Source organism: Pseudomonas sp. NPDC078416 (assembly GCF_050268485.1).
In the GTDB taxonomy this organism is placed as follows: Bacteria; Pseudomonadota; Gammaproteobacteria; order Pseudomonadales; family Pseudomonadaceae; genus Aquipseudomonas.
In genome coordinates this window covers 69,770-89,202 of sequence record NZ_JBNNGV010000020.1, presented here as the reverse complement: position 1 = coordinate 89,202, position 19,433 = coordinate 69,770, and the positions used below count along the sequence as shown (strand labels likewise).

The 19,433-nt window shown below is 60.7% G+C and carries 18 protein-coding genes; 7 read left to right on the top strand and 11 right to left on the bottom strand.

Annotation, left to right across the window (positions count from 1 at the left end):
• The first annotated feature begins 33 nt into the window (after nt 1–33).
• Together ACQKEN_RS17745 and ACQKEN_RS17740 are read left to right on the top strand one after the other, a co-directional pair.
• Entirely contained in the window at nt 34–1,035 is a 1,002-nt protein-coding gene (locus ACQKEN_RS17745) for a response regulator (protein WP_427687462.1), read from the top strand.
• 3 nt (nt 1,036–1,038) lie between these two features.
• Entirely contained in the window at nt 1,039–1,998 is a 960-nt protein-coding gene (locus ACQKEN_RS17740; protein WP_427687460.1) for a diguanylate cyclase, read from the top strand.
• A 37-nt stretch (nt 1,999–2,035) separates the two neighbouring features.
• Here the strand turns inward: ACQKEN_RS17740 and ACQKEN_RS17735 are convergent, their stop codons facing one another.
• The 11 genes from ACQKEN_RS17735 to ACQKEN_RS17685 form a co-directional block, all read right to left on the bottom strand.
• Complete coding sequence (locus ACQKEN_RS17735) at nt 2,036–2,851, bottom strand: ABC transporter ATP-binding protein (RefSeq protein WP_427687458.1); 816 nt, start codon at nt 2,849–2,851, stop codon at nt 2,036–2,038.
• A 65-nt stretch (nt 2,852–2,916) separates the two neighbouring features.
• Nucleotides 2,917–3,705 carry an ABC transporter permease gene (locus ACQKEN_RS17730; protein ID WP_427687456.1) on the bottom strand — a complete coding sequence of 263 codons (789 nt, stop codon included), beginning with the start codon at nt 3,703–3,705 and terminating at the stop codon, nt 2,917–2,919.
• A complete protein-coding gene (locus ACQKEN_RS17725; RefSeq protein ID WP_427687454.1) occupies nt 3,702–4,610 on the bottom strand; it encodes an ABC transporter permease in 909 nt (302 codons plus the stop codon). Before ACQKEN_RS17725 ends, ACQKEN_RS17730 begins: the two co-directional genes overlap by 4 nt.
• 4 nt (nt 4,611–4,614) lie before the next feature.
• Nucleotides 4,615–5,730 carry an ABC transporter substrate-binding protein gene (locus tag ACQKEN_RS17720; protein WP_427687452.1) on the bottom strand — a complete coding sequence of 372 codons (1,116 nt, stop codon included), beginning with the start codon at nt 5,728–5,730 and terminating at the stop codon, nt 4,615–4,617.
• Nucleotides 5,731–5,764: 34 nt separating this feature from the next.
• A complete protein-coding gene (locus tag ACQKEN_RS17715) occupies nt 5,765–6,676 on the bottom strand; it encodes a TauD/TfdA dioxygenase family protein (protein ID WP_427687450.1) in 912 nt (303 codons plus the stop codon).
• Nucleotides 6,677–6,841: 165 nt separating this feature from the next.
• Entirely contained in the window at nt 6,842–7,603 is a 762-nt protein-coding gene (locus ACQKEN_RS17710) for a hypothetical protein (RefSeq protein WP_427687448.1), read from the bottom strand.
• Nucleotides 7,604–7,965: 362 nt separating this feature from the next.
• Nucleotides 7,966–9,246: a TRAP transporter large permease gene (locus ACQKEN_RS17705; RefSeq protein WP_427687475.1), complete on the bottom strand. Its 1,281-nt coding sequence runs from the start codon at nt 9,244–9,246 to the stop codon at nt 7,966–7,968.
• Nucleotides 9,246–9,773, bottom strand: a complete 528-nt coding sequence (locus ACQKEN_RS17700) for a TRAP transporter small permease (protein ID WP_108118900.1) — start codon at nt 9,771–9,773, stop codon at nt 9,246–9,248. The genes ACQKEN_RS17705 and ACQKEN_RS17700 overlap by 1 nt, the downstream gene beginning before the upstream one ends.
• Nucleotides 9,774–9,836: 63 nt before the next feature.
• A complete protein-coding gene (locus ACQKEN_RS17695; RefSeq protein WP_427687445.1) occupies nt 9,837–10,820 on the bottom strand; it encodes a TRAP transporter substrate-binding protein in 984 nt (327 codons plus the stop codon).
• Between the two features lie 82 nt (nt 10,821–10,902).
• A complete protein-coding gene (locus tag ACQKEN_RS17690; protein ID WP_427687443.1) occupies nt 10,903–11,790 on the bottom strand; it encodes a glucurono-1,5-lactonase in 888 nt (295 codons plus the stop codon).
• 66 nt (nt 11,791–11,856) lie between these two features.
• Complete coding sequence (locus ACQKEN_RS17685; RefSeq protein ID WP_427687441.1) at nt 11,857–12,681, bottom strand: NAD-dependent epimerase/dehydratase family protein; 825 nt, start codon at nt 12,679–12,681, stop codon at nt 11,857–11,859.
• Between the two features lie 285 nt (nt 12,682–12,966).
• Here ACQKEN_RS17685 and ACQKEN_RS17680 point away from each other — a divergent pair, with 285 nt between their 5' ends.
• The 5 genes from ACQKEN_RS17680 to ACQKEN_RS17660 all read left to right on the top strand — a co-directional run bounded on the left by ACQKEN_RS17680 (nt 12,967) and on the right by ACQKEN_RS17660 (nt 19,433).
• On the top strand, nt 12,967–13,914 hold the full coding sequence (locus ACQKEN_RS17680; protein ID WP_427687439.1) for a substrate-binding domain-containing protein: 948 nt from the start codon (nt 12,967–12,969) through the stop codon (nt 13,912–13,914).
• A gap of 96 nt (nt 13,915–14,010) precedes the next feature.
• Nucleotides 14,011–15,522 (top strand): sugar ABC transporter ATP-binding protein, encoded by a 1,512-nt coding sequence (locus ACQKEN_RS17675; protein WP_427687437.1) that lies wholly within the window; start codon nt 14,011–14,013, stop codon nt 15,520–15,522.
• 4 nt (nt 15,523–15,526) lie between these two features.
• Complete coding sequence (locus ACQKEN_RS17670; RefSeq protein WP_427687473.1) at nt 15,527–16,486, top strand: ABC transporter permease; 960 nt, start codon at nt 15,527–15,529, stop codon at nt 16,484–16,486.
• A 142-nt stretch (nt 16,487–16,628) separates the two neighbouring features.
• Nucleotides 16,629–17,717, top strand: coding sequence for an alcohol dehydrogenase catalytic domain-containing protein (locus ACQKEN_RS17665; protein ID WP_427687435.1), 1,089 nt, complete (start codon nt 16,629–16,631; stop codon nt 17,715–17,717).
• 183 nt (nt 17,718–17,900) lie between these two features.
• Complete coding sequence (locus ACQKEN_RS17660) at nt 17,901–19,433, top strand: FGGY-family carbohydrate kinase (protein ID WP_427687433.1); 1,533 nt, start codon at nt 17,901–17,903, stop codon at nt 19,431–19,433.

The window sequence follows — 19,433 nt, the reverse complement described above, 5'->3', positions numbered from 1 at the left end:
CCAGGCCTGAAACTCTTTTGCTGTGAGAAGTAGATGCCCACGATTCCCTTGCTGATTTGCGACGACTCCAACATGGCGCGGAAGCAGCTTATTAAAGCGCTGCCGCCCGAGTGGGATGTGTCAGTGACCACGGCCACCAACGGCCGTGAAGGGATCGAGGCGATTCGTCAGGGTCTGGGCCGCGTGGTGCTGCTGGATCTGACGATGCCGGACATGGACGGCTACCAGACACTGGCCGCCATCCGCGCGGAAAGCCTGCAGGCCAGCGTCATTGTCGTCTCCGGCGACGTCCAGGAAGAGGCTGTGCGCCGTACCCTCGAACTGGGCGCACTGGCGTTCCTGAAAAAACCGGCAGATCCGGATCAGTTGCAGGAGACCCTCCAGCGGCTGGGCCTGTTGGGGGAGGGCGCCAACCAGTCGCTGGCCCCGGCATCCGACCTCGACCAGGCGGCCATCAGTTTCAATGACGCCTTCCGCGAGACGGTTAACGTCGCAATGGGCCGCGCGGCCGCTTTGCTGGCGCGGGTGTTGGGCGTGTTCGTGCAACTGCCAGTGCCCAACGTCAACATGCTGGAAGTGGGCGAGTTGCACATGGCGCTGGCCGATGCCCAGGCCAACGACCGGCTCACGGCGGTGTGTCAGGGCTACATTGGTGGTGGCATCGCCGGCGAGGCGCTGTTGTTGTTCCACGATTCGGAAATCGCCGACATGGCGCAGCTGATGAAGATCGATGACGCCGACTATTCCGACATGGAAATGTTGCTGGACCTGTCTTCTATCCTGATCGGCGCCTGTCTGAGCGGCATTGCGGAGCAGCTGGACATCGCATTTTCACAGGGCCACCCTCAAGTCCTGGGTTTGCACAGCGGCATTGAAGAGCTGATCCGGCTTAACGAGCGGCGCTGGAAGAAGACCTTGGCTGTGGAGATCAGTTACAGCCTGGAAGGTCATAACATCCATTTCGATCTGTTGATGTTGTTCACCGAAGATTCGGTCGAGCTGCTGTCGCGGAAACTCGCCCACCTGATGAGCTGATTCATGAACGATCGTATCGATTTCAAGGAACTGCACTGGCTGCTCACCGTGACGCAGAGCATCGACGTCGGCGTGGTGGTGCTGGATCAGGAATATCGGGTGCAGGTCTGGAACACCTTCATGGAAAACCGTTCCGGGATATTGTCGTACGAGGCAGCAACCCGTTCGTTCTTTTCGTTGTTCCCGGAGATCAACGAACGCTGGCTGAAAAACAAAATCGACAGCGTGATTACCCTCGGCACGCCAGCGTTCACGATCTGGGAGCAGCGCCCTTTTCTGGTTCGTTTCAAGAGCTACCAGCCCATCACCGGGCAAGAAGACTTCATGTACCAGAACACCACGATGTTTCCGCTGCGGTCGACGACCGGCGTGGTGACTCATGTTTGCCTGGTGATCTACGACGTCACCGATGTGGCGACGAACCGTCTCCAATTGCAGGCGGCCAACCGCGAACTGCAGAAGCTATCGAGTACCGATCGCCTGACCAGCCTGTACAACCGCGGTCACTGGGAAGAAGCCCTGCGGCTGGAGCATGCACGGCATGTGCGTTACGGCACCACGGCGGCGTTGGTGATGTTCGACATCGACCACTTCAAACGCGTCAACGATACCTATGGGCATCAATGCGGCGACCGGGTGATCCAGCGGGTGGCGGACGTCGTGCGTGAGCACATCCGCGACGCTGACATCGCAGGTCGTTACGGTGGCGAAGAGTTCGCGGTGCTGCTGCCCGATACCGACAAGCAAGGCGGCGCCATGTTCGCCGAGCGTCTGCGCGCCGCCGTCGAGGCGCTGGACGTCATGCAGGAAGGCGAAGCCATTCATTGCACGATCAGCCTGGGCGTCGCTGACATGACCTCGCCGATGGACGACTACAAGATGCTCATCGAACGCGCGGATCAGGCGCTGTACGAGTCCAAGAAGAACGGGCGCAATCGCGTTTCGGTAGACGTCTCGGATTAAAGGCCAGATAACATCCGCACCTAGGCTGCCTCCACCCTTAGGACAACTCCGCGAAATCGCTGAGCACATCATCCCTCAGCGCGATAAACCGCGCGTCGCTGCGATTGCGCGGGCGTGGCAGGTCCACGTCGACGATACGGCGGATGCGCCCCGGGTGCGGCTGCATCACCACCACCCGATCCCCCAGATAAACCGCCTCATCCACATCGTGGGTGACATGGACCATGGTGATCTTTTCCTGCTGCCAGATGTGCTGCAACTCGCGCTGCAAGCGGGTACGGGTCAGCGCATCCAGCGCGCCGAAGGGTTCGTCGAGGAGCAGCACACTGGGCCGGTTGACCAGGCCGCGGGCAATCGCCACCCGTTGCGCCATGCCGCCGGAAATCTGGTGCGGGTACGACCCCGTGAAATCCTGCAGACCCACGAGCTGAATATGTTCGCGCACGGTCTCATTTTTCTGCGCCGCACTCAGCGGCGCGTTTTTCAGGCCGACCGCGACGTTCTGCTCAACCGTGAGCCACGGGAAAAGCCGGTGATCCTGAAACACGATGCCTCGCTCCAGCCCCGTGCCCCTGATCGGCTTGTCGTCCAGCAGGATGCGACCGTCAAATTCTTCGTCCAGGCCGAGGATCAGCCTGAGCAGGGTTGATTTGCCACAGCCACTGGCGCCGACGATGGTGATGAACTCCCCCGGCGCGATGTCCAGCTGGACGTTATCCAGCACCTGCAACTGGGTGTCGGCACCTGCACTGGTGAAGTGCTTGCTGATGTTTTCCAGGCGCAGGCCATTGCCCTGCAGTTGAGCGCCGGCCTGGGTGATGGGCTGTGCATTAAGCGGTTGAGTGGCGGACATGGTCTTTCCTTTAGACATTCGATTGAGCGAAGCGAGAGATTCGATTGAGGCTGAACACGACAGCTTCAGCGCGGGGCGATGCCGTACAGCCGTTGCAGGCGCCGTACAAGAAGGCGCGCCAGGACGTTAAGTCCCCAACCGACCAGCCCGATGACGATCATGCCGAACAGCACGAGGTCCATCATGAAGTGCTCGCTGCCATCGATCAGGGTGTTGCCGATGCCGCTGCCTGACACCAGCAGGTATTCCGCGCCAATAGTCGCGAGCCACGAATAGACCAGCGCCAGGTAGATGCCGGTAAAGATCGAAGGCAGTGCTGCCGGCAGCATGACGCCGATGATGGTCTGCCAGCGGGTGAAGCCGTAGACCTTCGCGACTTCAAGCAACGAGGGGGAGACGCTGCGCAAGCCGTCGCACGTGTTGACCACCACCGGCACCAGTGCGGCGAGTGACAGAAACACCACTTTGGCGATGTCGCCCAAACCGAACCACACCGAGATCAGCGGGATCCAGGCGAACAACGAGATCTGTTTGAAGGTGTTGAAACTCGGGCCCACCAAACGCTCGAACAGCCGTGAGAACCCCAGCAGGCAACCGAGCACCAGGCCCAATGTGGTGCCGATGAAGAAGCCGCTCAGGTCACGCGTCAGACTGGCGGAGATCGCGTGCCAGAACGGCGCGGACGTCACCCGCTCCCAGGCGGTGACCGCGACCTTTTGCGGCGAGACTAGCAAGCCGGAGCTGCTCCAACCCTGACTCGACGCCAGCCACCACAGGGCGACGGCCACGATTGGCACGACCCAACCTCGGTAGCGATGGGTCTGGGCGGCTTGCGGGATTGTCAGTGTGCTCATGCCAGTCTCCCGGTCTTGCTCGGGCGGCCTGGGTTGAGGCGCCGCTCGACAAACTCGAACCCGCGGTCGATCAGTAGCCCGATGGTGCCGACCACCACCACGGCGGCCATGACCAGATCCAGCTGAAACAGCTGCCGACCGTAGGCGATCAGGTAGCCCAGCCCTTCACTGGACGCCAACAGCTCGACCACCACCAGCGACAGCCAGGCCTTGGTGAAACCCAGGCGCAGGCCGGTGAAGATCGGCGCGACGGCGGAGGGCAGTACAATACCGGTGACGATCTGGCGTTGGCTGAACCCGTACGCGCGGCCTACTTCCAGCAGGCGCTTGGGCACTTCATGGAAGGCTTGCAGGGTACACAGCGTCACCGGGACCAGCGCAGCGTGGGCAATCAGCACGTATTTCAGCGGCTCGCCGATGCCGAACAACAAGAGCGCAAACGGCATCCAGCCCAGTACCGGAATCTGAACCAGCGCATTGAAAGTCGGCAGCAGGTAATCCTCAACGGTTTTCGACAAACCCATCGCCAAGCCCAGGGTGATCCCCAGCGCCGAGCCGATCAGAAAGCCCACCAGCACGCGCTGCAGACTGGCGGAAGTGTTCAGCCACAAGTCGCCGCTGCTGACCAGATCGCCCAGCGTCTGGTAAACGAACGCGGGCGGCGGCAGCACCTGCTCCGACAACCAGCCGCGTTCAGTGCCGAGGTACCACAGCCCCAGCAGCGCGATGGGCAGCACCCAGGCCAGCGCGACATTTGCGGCGCGGGTTCGCCAGGCCGTGTCGGTTTTGACAACCGGGACGCGGCGAGGGGCGCGCGACGGTGAGCGTGGCAGACGCTTGATCGGCGCCAGGGTTTTCGCCGGGAGATGCTGCCGATCAAGCGCTTCAGCGGTGGCTCGGGCCATGGCATCAGCCTCCGTTGTTGACGGGTTTGTCCGAAGACGCCGTCGCTGTGTTCGCGGCTTTGCCGTCTGCGCCGTAGGCCGTCCAGTAGTGCTCCAGGCCTTTGGCCTTGAGGGCGTTGTCCAGATAGCGAGTGTCGAACCAGCCGTCCACGCTGACGGGGCGGCGGATCATTTTCTCGTCCCTGGCCTGATCGGCGACGCCCTGATAACGGTCGCGCAGGAATTCATCCACCAGCGGTGACGCGCTGTCGCGCAAATCCAGTCGATTGAAGTCAGCTTGCAGCGAGGCCAGCGGTTCATTGGTCTTCGCCCACTCGTTGAGCACAGCGTCGCGATTGCCGGCTTCGGATTCCCATCGCGCGGCATCGACCAATACGTCGACGACTTTCTGCACGTTATCGGCGTGCTGTTTTTCGTAATCGCCACGGACCACCAGCGCGCACTGACGGGTGTAGCGCACGTTGTTGTCAGGGTTGTCGAAGATGATGTCGACCAGCCCTTCGTCGCGCAGCTTGAATAGCTCGCGACCGCCGAATGCAGCGTCGACGCCTTTGGACGCCAGCGCGGCCTGGCTGCTGCCGCTGTCCAGGTTGATCACTTTCAGGTCGCGCTCGGTCATGCCGTGATCGGCGAGCAATTTGATTGAAACCAGATGGGCGTTGGTGCCACGGAACACCGCGACCTTCTTGCCCTTGAGGTCCTCGACGGTCTTGATGTCGGAGCCTTTCGGCACGGCCAGATAGACATTCGAGCGCACGCCGATGGCCGCAAGCAATTTGGTGTCCAGGCCATTGGCGCGGCCGACCACCGCAGGCAAGTCGCCTTCGTAGGCGAAGTCCAGTTGCTGATTGGACAGCGCCTCGTTGACGGCCGGCCCTGCGCCCTTGAAGAAGAACCACTGCACTTCGGTGTCGGTGCCGGCGAAGGCTTTTTCGAGGAGCTGCTGGTTGCGCACGATACCCAGTGGCGAGCCGCTGAACGTGACCGGATCACCGCCACCGGCGCTGGCCACGCCAATGCGCAGAACGTCTGCTTCGGCCAAGGGCATCATCAGCAGCGCCGCCAGTGCGGTAGCTACGCTTGTTTTGCTGAATAGAGATGTTCGCTTGGCGTTTGCCATGACGGTTCTTCCTTGGAAAGTGGGTGAAGCGCGATCAGGCAGCCAAGTGTTTCTTGTCGGCTTCTGTTTTGGGCGAGAGGGTTTCGGGTGTGGGTTTGATGGCCTGGCTGGCGCGTCCGTCGACGCCGACCGGAATGTCACCTGCCACGGTGGTACGGCGCACCACGCGCTCGGCCTGGCCATAATCGTTGACGGCGATGTGTTGTGTGGCGCGGTTGTCCCAGATCACCACGTCGCCTTCGCTCCAGCGCCAGCGCACGGTGTTGTCCAGATGGGTGATGCGATCGTGGAACAGGCGAATCAGCTGTTTCGAGTCGTTGCTGCTGACGCCCTGAATCTGTTTGACGAAGTGGCCGAGCAACAGGCTGCGCTCGCCGGTTTCAGGGTGTACACGCACCAGTGGGTGTTCGGTTTCGTAGACTTCGGCGGTGAACTGCTCGCGGTAGCGTTTCACGCCCGCTTCGCCGGTGTCTCGGGGTGCCGCGTAGTCATAGACGTTGGTGTGCAGCGCCCGGAGGCCGTCGGCCAGGGTTTTCAGGCCGTCGGGGAGGTCGGCGTAGGCAGCTGCGGTGTTGGCCCACACCGTGTCGCCGCCATAGGGCGGGATGACCACGCCGCGCAGGATCGAGATTTTCGGGTAGTTGGCGACGAAGGTGACGTCGGTGTGCCACGAGTTGGCTCGGGTCTCCCTGGCGTCCAGATGCAGGATGGCGCTGCTTTTCTCAGCAGAGCGAACGGTCGGGTGAGGCACCTGATCGCCGAAGCGGCGGGAGAAGCCTTCATGCTGTTCGTCGCTGAGAAACTGCTCACGAAAGAACAGGACCTTGTGCTTGAGCAGCGCCTGATGGATGACATCGAAATCTTGCGCGGAGACGTCGGCGGAAAGTTTGATGCCGGTCACCTCGGCACCGATTTTCCCCGCAACGGGTTTGATCTGAATCGCCATGTCCTGAACCTCACTCTTGGGTGGTGTGGCTCAGATCATAAGGAGATAAGTCGGCGCTCCGCTAATCACTATTTGGCATAAATATAGAAGGAGAGTTTATGCGCAGAGTTAATGTCAAGGGCTTAAGGTTATAAGCCCTGCGAATTGCTGCCCCACCGGACCACCTCACATCTGCGGCGCGTCTTCTTGCAGCCCTTGATCCTTCCAGGTGCCGAGTGATCGACGCAGTCGGCTCGCCAGCGAGCTGCTGCCATGGACATTGTGGTAATGAAACACCGCCGTGGCGCGCAGGGCGTCTTCGGCCACGGGCATGTTGGTGTGCAGTGAGCGATAGCCCCAGAACAGGTACAGGTGGCCGGGTTGCATGGCGATGCGGGTGAACGCGTTTTCATCCCTGGCGACTTTGCTCCTGAGACGGCGCTGCACCCAGCCGTTGTCCACTCGCACCTTGTCGAGCAGGTTGGCGACGTAGCTGCGGCGGATCGGGCGCCGGTTCGGCAGCATCAGCAAGTCGCCGCGTTCTCCGCTGGTGGGCATGCAGACCGGCATGATGGTGGTCAGTACAAACGAGTCGTAGTGGAAGATCAGAGATTCGCGACGCCCGCCGCTGCCGGTCAGGCAGCGCAATGTCTGGGTCATGCCGTTTTCGCTGGAGCGCTCACCGGTGACGCCCGCCACGATGCGTCGGCATAAATCGATGAAGTCCCGCGACGTGCCCCAGTCATGCAGTGGTGTTCCTTGCACGGCCTGCCGGCCCGAGAGCGCCACGTAATCGTTGCCGCAATCGGCAACCGTCCGGGCAACCAGTGCTTGCAGAGATTGGAGTTGGGACGGGCTGGCCCAGCCCGGCAAGACAGCGTATCCGTCACTGTCGATGGCCTTGATCAAGCTCTGGACCTGAGCTTCCGAAAAAGTCGTGTAAGGCATCTGGCGGCAACCTCATGACGTAGACCGAGGAACAAAGAAACCCGTCGGACCTACTGCTTGAGATGTACCGTTTCAGCCGGGCGAGGCCAGAGCCTAGCAGCTAGCACAACTTTATCCATGCGCAAGGAGAGAATATTTCAAAATGTTTATTTCGACGAAAAAAACGCGGTTTTCTGTCCATTTATGAAACAGATCGACGCAGGATGCACGAACCAGAAGGGCCACGAGGCGTAACGAATATGTGTCGCTGAATATGTCGCACCCCGTTCGGCCGTGAGGCAGGCAAGGCTGTTTAGGGGGGCAATAAACAAAAAACGCCCTCGGAAAGAGGGCGTTTTCTCAGCGCTGTCCCCTCGCGTGATTTACAGCACTACGCTTGGCAGCCACAGCGAAATTGCAGGAATGTAGGTCACCGCCATCAGCACCAGAAACAGGGCGACATAGAACGGCAGCAGCGCTTTCACCGTGGCCTCGATGGTGACCTTGCCCACCGCAGCGCCGACGAAGAGCACAGCTCCCACAGGCGGCGTTATCAGACCGATGCCGAGGTTGACCAGCATGATCATGCCGAAGTGCACCGGATCGACACCGATGCCGACAATCACCGGCAGCAGGATCGGGGTGAGGATGAGGATCAGCGGCGCCATATCCATTACCGTGCCCAGCAGCAGCAACATGACGTTGATGCACATCAGGATCACATAGCGGTTGTCCGACAGCGTCAGAAACGCCGTGGTGATCTTCATCGGGATTTCCATCAGCGTCAGGATGTAGCCGAAGCTGGCGGCGAAACCGATCAGGATCATCACGATGGAAACCGTGCGCACGGCCCGATGCATTAGCTTGGGCAGGTCACGCCATTTGTAATCGCGGTAGATGAACATGGTCACGAAGAACGCCCACAGCACAGCGATCGCTGCGGACTCAGTGGCCGTGAACACGCCCGACAGGATGCCGCCGAGGATGATCACCATCGCCATCATGCCCCACAGGGCTTCGCCGGCAATTTTCAGCGCCTTGCGCAGCGGGATCACTTCGCCCTTTGGGTAATTACGCTTACGGGCGAAGATCATGCACAGCACCATCATCACGGCGCTGAGCAACAGGCCCGGCATGATTCCGGCCATGAACAGCGAGGCAATCGACACCGTGCCACCTGCGGCCAACGAATACAGCACCGAGTTGTGGCTGGGGGGCGTCAGCAACGCTTGCACCGAACCACTCACCGTCACTGCCGTGGAGAAGTCCCGGGGATAGCCGTTGCGCTCCATCTCCGGAATCAGCACCGAACCCACCGACGCGGTGTCGGCCACCGACGAGCCGGAAATGGCGCCGAAGAACGTCGAGGCGACGATGTTAACGAGGGACAAACCGCCGCGCACGAATCCCACCAGCACGCCGGCAAACGCCACGAGCCGCCGTGACATGCCGCCCTCGGCCATGATCGCGCCGGCCAGCACGAAGAACGGGATCGCCAGCAGCGAGAACTTGTTCACACCGCCTGCGACTTGAATCATCAGCGCGTCGAAAGGGATCTCGATCCACCACGCGCCGATCAACGCTGACAGGCCGAGTGCGTAGGCCACGGGCATGCCGATCAGGATCAACGCGATGAAGCTGCCCAACAGAATAAATGCGTCCATCATGCTGCCTCTTCGCTGGATTCGACCACGTCATAACTCACCACCCGACGGTGACGCTGGTCCCCCAGGAACAGTTTCTCCAGGACGAAGATCAACGTCAGTGCGCCACCGATGGGAATCGGCAGATAGGAAATCCCAACCCGCAATGACGGCATCTCGCCCAGAAACTGGTTCCAGGTACTCAGGCACAGCTTCATGCCCTTGACCGCCATGAATACGCACACCACGGCCATGAGGATTTGCACCAGCACAGCGGCGGCATTACGCGCGGCTTCCGGCAGGCGGTCAGTGGCCATATTCACGGCCATGTGAGCGCCGGCCCGGTAACTGGCGGCGGCGCCAAAGAAGGTGAACACCACCATCAGCAGAATGGCGGTGGGTTCCGGCCAGCTAGAGCCGGTACCCAGGACGTAGCGGGTGAAGATGCCCCACGGGATGATCAGCGCCATGGTCAGCATCGACAGGCCCGCGATCCCGATGCAGAGGCGATACAGTGCGTCATTGAAACGCAGAATCGTGTTTTTCATAGGCTCACCACAACAACGGTGAGCGGCTTTGGCCGCCACCGCAGTGCTATCGGGCTGAAGGACTTATTGAACGGCTTCGATACGCTTGATCAAGTCGGCATAAGGCGCGCCGTACTGAGCGCGTACGCTCGCCGTCGCGTCGTAGAAGGCTTTCTTCTGGTCCGGCGTCAGTGTGATGAACTCGACGCCCGCCGCCTTCAGCTTGGTTTCGCTGTCGGCTGACTTTTTGTCCCACAAGACACGCTCTTCAGCCTGGGCTTCGACCGCCAGTTTTTTCACCAGCGCCTGCTGTTCATGGCTCAGTTTTTCCCAGGCGGCTTTGGACATCACCACCGGCTCCGGGAGAATCAAATGCTCGGTGAGGGTGTAGAACTTGGCGTTCTGATAGTGGTTGTGCTCGAGCAGGGTAGGCATATTGTTTTCGGCGCCGTCGATGACGCCGGTCTGCAGGGCGCTGAAAATTTCACCGGTCGCCATGGCAATCCCGTTGCCGCCCATCGCGTTGATGGTGTCGATGAACACCGGATTGCCCTGCACGCGAATCTTCATGCCCTTTAGGTCCGCAATGCCGCGTACCGGCTTCTTGGTGTAGAGGTTGCGCGTGCCGCCGTCCATCCAGGCCAGCGCGACCAGCTTGGCTTCGGATTGGGTGATTTTGTCGAGGATCTCCTGGCCGATCGGGCCATCGATCACGTGGCGCATGTGGGCGTGATCACGGAACACGAAGGGCAGGTTGAACACGTTCACGTCCGGCACCACCGGCCCGACGATGCCGAGGCTGATGCGGGTCATCTGGATGGCGTTGAGCTGCACCTGCTCGACGACTTCCTTCTCGGAGCCGAGCACGCCGCCGGCGTGCATTTTGAAGCTGATCTCGCCTTTGCTTTGCTCCTCCAGTTTTTTGCCCATGTTCTGTTCAGCGACAACGGGCGGGTAACCTGCGGGGTGTACTTCAGCGAACTTGATTTTGATTTCGGCCAGCGCTGTGTTTGAAAGGCACAGCGCCAAAGGGAGTGCGGCGAGGATCAACTTGCGTTTGAAGTCCATGGATGTTCTCCGGTGTTGTTATTGTTTTTTCAGATCGAACGGGAAAGCGGTAAGGCGGCGCAGCGTTGGCCGAGTCTCTGGCTCAGCCTTTGAAAAGGGGTTCTTCGAGGCCCTTCACTCCGGGGTTTAACGCAAACACGCCGCCAGCCAGCGGCTGGTCGCTGATGTCGCCGCCGGGGCGTATCGAGGTGACGTAAAGCGTGTCCAGATTCGAGCCGCCGAAGGCGCACATGGCGGGCTTTTTCACCGGTACTGTGAGCGAGCGATCCAGCTTGCCTTCAGGGGTGAAACGATGGATCACGCCTTCATCGTTGCCGCAGATCCAGTAGCAGCCATCGGCGTCGACCGCGGCGCCGTCGGGGCGACCGGCGTGGTGATTCATGTCCACGAACAGTCGGCGATTGTGCGGCGTGCCGGTGTCGGTGTCGTAATCGAAGGCCCAGATCTTCTGCACGCAAGGGTGGGAATCGGAGAGGTACATGATGCGGCCGTCCGGGCTGAACCCCAGGCCGTTGGGCACGATCATGTCGGTAATCTGCGCGGTCAGCGGCTCGGCCTGGCCGGTGCTGTAGCGATACAGCGCACCCACCGTCGACGCCTTCGCCATGTCCATGAACATGGTGCCGGCCCAGAAGCGGCCCTGGCGATCGCAGCGGCCGTCGTTGAAACGCATGTTGTCGCTGGCGTGTTCAACGCTGCTCAGCAGTTGCGTGGTGACAGTCCCGTCGTCCTGGGGATAAAGGCGGAACAACCCGCTTTCCATGCCGGCCAGCCAGCTGCCGTCGCCGTAGCGTGCAATGCAGGCGAGCATTTCCGGCGCATCCCAACGGGTGGTGCGACCGTCTTGCGAGCTCCACCGATGGAGGTGACGGGCCGGAATGTCGACCCAGTAGAGGGCTTGTTCCTGAGCGCTCCACACCGGCGATTCACCGGTGGCGTTGCGTGCATCGAGAATCAGCTCAGCTTCCATGAACATCGTTCCCTGATTTTTATGATGAGAAGCCGACCTCGCAGTCGGCCTGGCCGCCGTTAAGTCTTACTCGTCGCCGAACGGCCCGTTCGCCACGAATGCACCGCCTTGGTAAACCATGGCGGGGTCGTCGGAAGCCGGCATCGGCTGCGCTTCGACCTTGGCGCGAAACTGCTCGGAGCTGTCTTTCGGCTGATAGCCCAAGTGATTGGCCAGGCGGTTATCCCACCAGACCTTGCTGTTGTCCGACGCGCCGTAAACGACGGTATGGCCGACGTTCGGGGTAAACAGGCCGCGTTCGATCAATTGGGTCAGGTCGTCGTAGCTCAACCAGCTGGCGAGCATGCGACGGTTCTGTGCTTCAGGGAATGAGGAGCCGATGCGGATGCTGACGGTCTCGATGCCGTAGCGATCGAAATAGAAGCTGGCCATGTCTTCGCCGTAGGATTTTGACAGGCCGTAATAGCTGTCCGGACGACGCATGGCGCTGGCGTCGATGACTTCATCCTGGCGGTAGAACCCGATCACATGGTTGGAGCTGGCGAAGATCACTCGCTTCACGCCATGCCGGCGCGCCGCTTCGTAGATGTGGAAGATGCCACAGATGTTCGGGCCAAGAATCTCTTCAAAGGACCTCTCGACCGAGACGCCGCCAAAGTGAACGATGGCGTCGACGCCTTCGACCAGCTCATGAACCGCTTTTTTGTCGGCCAGGTCGCAGAGCTGCACTTCTTCGTGCGGGCCGGCCGCCGGTGCCATGTCGGCGATATCGGAAAGGCGCAGGATCTTGGCAAATGGACGCAAGCTTTCGCGCAGGACTTTACCGAGGCCGCCAGCGGCGCCCGTCAGCAAAATGCGATTGAGCGGGGCCTGGGCGTTGAATTCAGTCATCGTGGGAAGCCCTGATTCTGATGTTGTTTTTATGGTGTCATCGGTTGTCGTATGACGTGTGCGGGATTATCAGCAGGCCCCGCAAATTTTGTCAACGCGACGTAAGGTCAAAGCCCATGAGGCCGTTAGCACCAGGTTGCGCCAGCATACTCGCCGAACGGTGGTTATGCCGGGGTTACCAACGGTCGCCAGCGGATATTGCGGACCCCTTGTTTCTCTGCTAATTTCGAAAATGTTAACGATGACATTTCCGCTTTAACAATAAAAACAACGGGATTTTTCGCTATGACAATTCGCCTCAAGAAGGGCTTTTCCGCCGCTCTCTGTTCCCTCGCCGTGGCTGTCGCCTGCGGCAGTGCCATCAATGTCCAGGCTGCCGATGCGGCCAAGACCGGCCCGCTGAAAATCGGTGCTTCGTTTCAAGAGATCAACAACCCCTATTTCGTGACTATGAAGGACGCCCTTCAGGATGCCACTGCCAGCATCGGTGCGACGCTGCTGGTCACTGACGCGCGCCATGATGTGTCCAAGCAGATCAGCGACATCGAAGACATGCTCCAGAAAGGCATCGATATCCTGATCATCAACCCGACCGATTCGGTCGGCGTTCAGTCCGCCGTCAAGCAGGCCCACGACAAAGGCGTGGTAGTGGTGGCGGTGGACGCTCAGGCCAATGGCCCGCTGGACTCGTTCGTCGGCTCGAAGAACTTTGACGCTGGCGTGCAGGCCTGCGATTACCTGGCCAAAAACATCGGCCAAAAGGGTGACGTCGGGATTCTCGATGGCATCGCGGTGGTGCCGATTCTCGAGCGCGTGCGCGGCTGCAAGGAAGCCTTGGGAAAATACAAAGACATCAAGATTGTCAGCATTCAGAACGGCAAGCAGGAGCGTGATCAAGCGCTGACCGTGACTGAAAACATGCTGCAGGCGCAGCCCAATCTCAAAGGCCTGTTCAGCGTCAACGACAACGGTTCCCTTGGCGCCCTGGCGGCCATCGAATCCAGCGGCATGGACGTCAAGCTGACCAGCGTCGACGGTGCGCCCGAAGCCATCAAGGAAATCCAGAAGCCCAACAGCAAGTTCATCGCCACTTCCGCACAGTACCCTCGCGACCAGGTACGTCTGGCCCTGGGGCTGGCGCTCGCCAAGAAGTGGGGCTCACAAGTCCCGGCGACCATTCCGGTCGACATCCTGTTGGTGGATCAGGCGAAGGCGAAAACCTTCACCTGGTAACGGGCGTGGCGCCGCTCGCCTGAAGCTTTTTTGCCCAGGCGGGCGCCACGGATTGATGTGAGTTGCGCAGCGATTTTTTGCTGCGACGAGGTGCCCATGAGCTGCCTTCTGCAATTGGAAAACATCTGTAAAAGCTACCCGGGCGTGCAGGCGCTCAAGTCGATCAACCTGCAGGTCGAGCGCGGCGAAATTCACGCATTGCTTGGTGAGAACGGGGCGGGCAAATCGACCCTGATGAAGATCCTCGCGGGGGTAGAGCATCAGGACAAAGGCAGCATTCTCATTGACGGCGCGGAACAGCATTTCGCGACCTACAACGAGGCCATTGCCGCCGGCATCGGCATCGTCTTTCAGGAATTCAGCCTGATCCCCTATCTCAATGCCGTGGAGAATATTTTCCTCGGTCACGAGATCGTCAACGGCTTCGGCTTGCTGCGTAAAGGCGAGATGCGCGAGAAAGCCATCGCGCTGTTCGACCGCCTCGGCGTGAAAATCAATCTGGATTGCTCGGTGCAACACTTGAGTGTGGCCGAGCAGCAATTTGTCGAGATCGCCAAGGCACTGGCCCTTGAAGCGCGTTTGCTGATTCTCGACGAACCGACCGCCACCCTGACGCCTTCCGAGGCCGAGCTGCTGTTCGACATCATGCGCGAGCTGAAAAGCCAGGGCGTGGCGGTGATCTTCATCTCTCACCATCTGGAAGAGATTTTTCAGGTCTGCGACCGCATCAGCGTGCTGCGCGATGGCGCCAACGTCGGCGCGCTGACCGTCGCCAACAGCGACATCGACACGCTGGTGGAGATGATGGTGGGGCGGCGACTGGAAGCGAGCTTTCCGCCCAAACAGTCCCGCGCTCAGGGCGAAGTCGTGCTGCAAGTGCGTGACATCCAGCTGACCCGCAACGGCCCGCACAACAGTTTCAATCTGCACAAGGGCGAGATTCTCGGCTTTGCCGGGCTGGTAGGGTCCGGGCGTACGGAATTGGCGTTAGGTGTGATCGGCGCGCTGCCGGTGGTCAGCAGGGATGTGCTGCTGCGAGGGCAGCCGGCGCACCTCAATGATCCGGCGCAGGCGCTGGCCAGTGGCATCGGCCTGTTGCCGGAAAGCCGCAAGAGCGAAGGGCTGATCGTGGATTTCAGCATTCGCGAGAATATCTCCCTGAACAATCTGGGCAAGTACGAAGGCGCGGCGCACCTGCTTGATCGGCACAAGGAAGACACCATCACGGCCGAGCTGATGAAGCAGCTGTCGATCAAGGCGCCGAGCTGTGAAAGCCGGGTCATCAACCTGAGCGGCGGGAATCAGCAGAAGGTGGTGATCGCGCGCTGGATCAATCACCACTGCGACATCCTGATCTTCGACGAGCCGACCCGAGGCATCGACGTCGGCGCGAAGGCGGAGATCTACACCCTGATGCGCAAACTCACCGAACAAGGCTTCGCGATCATCATGATCTCTTCGGAACTGCCGGAAATCATCGGTATGTGCGACCGCGTGGCCGTTTTCAACAAGGGCGCTATCGTCAATGTGCTGGAGGCTTCGGCCATCAATCCGCAGGAAGTGATGCGCCACGCCACCGGGAGCCTGAACAGTGAACACCTCCATTAAAACCATGACCGCGCAGCCCAACCGGATGAAACTCAACTTCGCGCGATTGATCCGCTCGCCGGCTTTCTACCCGTTCGTGGGCCTGGTGGTGGTGACGGTCTTCATGATCTTCGCCAGCGACAAGTTTCTCACCGGCGCGAATCTGGAAAACATCGCCCGCCAGGTGTCGATCAACGCCATCATCGCGGTCGGCATGACCTGCGTGATTCTCACCGGTGGCATCGATTTATCGGTCGGACCGGTGATGGCGCTGTCCGGCACGTTGACCACCGGGCTGATGGTCGCAGGCGTCCCCGCGCCGATTGCGATCCTCATCGGTTTGCTGATTGGCGTGGGCTTCGGGGTGGGCAACGGCATCTTTGTGGCGTACCTGAAAATGCCGCCGATCATCGTGACGCTGGCGACCATGGGCATCGCGCGCGGGCTGGGCCTGATGTACACCGACGGCTACCCGATTGCGGGGATGCCGGAGTGGTTTGCCTGGTTCGGGCGCGGCACGCTGTTTGGTATTCAAGTGCCTATCCTGATCATGCTGGCGACGTACTTTTTCGCTTGGGTGCTGCTGCAGCACACCCGCGTCGGCCGCTACGTGTATGCCATCGGCGGTAACGAAGAAGCCGTGCGTCTGTCTGGCGTGCGTGCCTCGCGGTTCAAGCTGCTGGTGTACTCGATCAGCGGGCTGACGGCAGCGATTGCCGGGCTGGTGTTGTCGTCGCGGCTGATGAGCGGGCAACCGAACGCCGGCGTCGGTTTTGAGCTGGACGCCATTGCCGCGGTGGTGCTGGGCGGTGCGTCGATTGCCGGCGGACGCGGCGTGATCATCGGCACGCTGGTGGGCGCGATGCTGCTGGGCGTGCTGAACAACGGCCTGAATATGCTTGGCGTCTCGCCCTATGTGCAGAGCGTGATCAAGGGCGGAATCATTTTGCTGGCGATCTTCATCAGTCGGCAGCGGCATAAATAAACCGGTATCGAACCCTCACCTGTAGGCGCGCGCTTGCCCGCGATGGCGTCGTGTCAGACGACAATAATGCAACGGGTCTGCCGCCATCGCGGGCAAGCGCGCTCCTACAGGTCATCAAACAAACCCAAACAGGTAACCCGACATGGAACAAAACACAAAAACCACCATGCAAGCCGTCGTTTGCCATGCCCCGAAAGACTACCGTCTGGAGCAGATCAGCAAGCCCGTCGCGCGGGCCAATGAACTGGTGATCCGCATCGGTGCCTGCGGGATCTGCGCCAGTGACTGCAAATGCCATTCGGGCGCGGCGATGTTCTGGGGCGGTGAAAGCCCGTGGGTCAAGGCGCCGGTGGTGCCGGGCCACGAGTTCTTCGGCTACGTCGATTCGGTGGGCGAGGGCGCTGAAGAGCACTTCGGCGTGAAGGTGGGTGACAAGGTTATCGCCGAGCAGATCGTCCCGTGCGAGAAGTGCAAATTCTGCAAGTCCGGCAAGTACTGGATGTGCGAAGTGCACAACATCTTCGGCTTCCAGAAAGACGTCGCCGAGGGCGGCATGGCGCAATACATGCGCATCCCGAAGACCGCCATCGTGCATCACATCCCTGAGTCGGTGTCGTTGGAAGATTCTGCGCTGATCGAGCCAATGGCCTGTTCGATTCACACGGTGAACCGCGGTGATGTTCAGCTCGACGACGTGCTGGTGATCGCCGGCGCCGGCACGCTGGGCCTGTGCATGGTGCAAGTGGCTGCGTTGAAAACGCCGAAGAAGCTGGTGGTCATCGACATGGTCGACGAGCGTCTGGAACTGGCGAAAAAATTCGGCGCCGATGTGGTGATCAACCCGAGCCGCGACAACGCGAAAGAGATCATCAACGGCCTCACCGACGGTTACGGCTGCGACGTTTATATCGAGACCACCGGCGTGCCGATTGGCGTCACCCAGGGCCTTGACCTTATCCGCAAGCTGGGCCGCTTCGTCGAGTTCAGCGTGTTCGGCGCCGAGACCAGCGCTGACTGGTCGATCATCGGCGATCGCAAGGAACTCGACGTGCGCGGCGCTCACCTGGGCCCTTATTGCTACCCGATTGCCATCGACCTGTTCGAGCGTGAATTGGTGACGTCGGAAGGCATCGTCACCCATGACTTCGGCCTGGACGACTATGCCGAAGCGTTCGCCCTGGCGGACTCGACCAAGTCGATCAAAGTGCTGCTGAAACCCGTTAACGGATAACCCCCATTCTGTAGGAGCGTGGCTTGTCCCGCGATCTGCCGGGAACCGGCAGCAAACCTGGCCACGCGGTGAATCAGGCATACCGTGGCCTCATGATTGCGACCGGTTCCCGGTCGATCGCGGGACAAGCCACGCTCCTACAGGTCTTGCGTAGCACTCCTATAACAACAAGAGCGCACCCGGATGGATTACGTCATCGGTGTCGACATCGGCACCCAAAGCACCAAGGCGTTATTGGTCGATGCACAGGGCAATATCGTCGCGCAGCACAGTCACAGTTATAAGGTCGACACGCCCAAACCGCGCTGGGCCGAGCAATGGCCGCAGGTCTGGCTCGACGCCGTGGAAATCTGCGTCGCCGCCTGCATGCGCAAAAGCGCGTTGCCCAAAGACAGCGTCAAAGCCCTGTGTGTCAGCAGCCTGTACGGCGGCTCAGGCATTGCCGTTGATGCGCAGATCAAGCCCTTGTATCCGTGCCTGATCTGGATGGACCGCCGCGCCGAGGCACAGGTCGAGTGGGTCAATCAGCACGTCGATCTCGAACGGCTTTACACCATCACCGGCAACTCGGTGGACAGCTATTACGGCTTCACCAAAATGCTCTGGCTCAAGGACAAGCAGCCGCAGGTCTGGGCCGACACGCGCTACCTGCTGCCGCCCAACAGCTACGTCAATTACTGCCTGACCGGTGAGGTCGCGGTGGACCACAGCTCTGCCGGCAACATCGGCGGCGTCTACGACGTCAAGGCGCGGGGCTGGTCGGCGGAGATGCTCGACGCGTTGGGTATCCCGGCATCGATGATGCCCCAGCGGCTGGTTCACTCCGGTGATGTCGTCGGTGGCCTGTTGCCCGAATGGGCCGAGCGGCTTGGACTGACGGCGGGCACACCGCTACTGGGTGGCGGTGTCGATGCCGCCATGGCGACTTTCGCCGCTGGCGTCACCCAGGCCGGCAACCACGTGGCAATGATTGGCACCAGCATGTGCTGGGGCTACCTCAATCAGCAGGTCGATGCCCGGCACGGTCTGGTCAGTTTTCCCCATGTCTTCAACGGCGCGAAGGACCTCTACATCTTCGGCGGCGCGATCACCGCCGGCGCCTCGGTCAGCTGGTTTCGCGAGCAGTTCTGTCAGGCCGAAGAGCAGCAGGGGCGCGAGAGCGGTGAAGACAGTCACGTCATTCTCGAACGCGCGGCGATGAAGATCCCGGCCGGCAGCGATGGCGTCCTGTTTCAGCCCTACCTGATGGGTGAGCGCAGTCCGGTGTGGGACGCCAAAGCCAGCGGCAGCTTTGTCGGCCTGAGCCTCTATCACAGCCGGATTCACCTTTACCGCGCGGTACTCGAAGGCGTCACGTTCGCGCTTCGGCACAACATCGAAGCGGGTACACGGGGCGCGCAATCCCTGGACCCTCGGCTGATCGTGGTCGGCGGTGCCAGCCACTCGGACCTGTGGATGCAAATCATCGCCGACGTCACCAACTTCCCGGTCTACACCATCGTGCAGGAAGTCGAAGCGGCCCTCGGTGCGGCCTTGCTGGCGGCCCACGCGGTTGGATTGGTGGATGAGGCGCAGGTCCACAAAGGCTGGGTTCAACTGGAGCGCCGGGCCGAGCCTCAGGCCGAGAACGTCGCCCTGTACTCGCGACTGTTCGCCGATTACGTGGCGCTTTACCCGGCGCTGAAACCGATCATGCATCGCTTGCAGGGAGCGTGA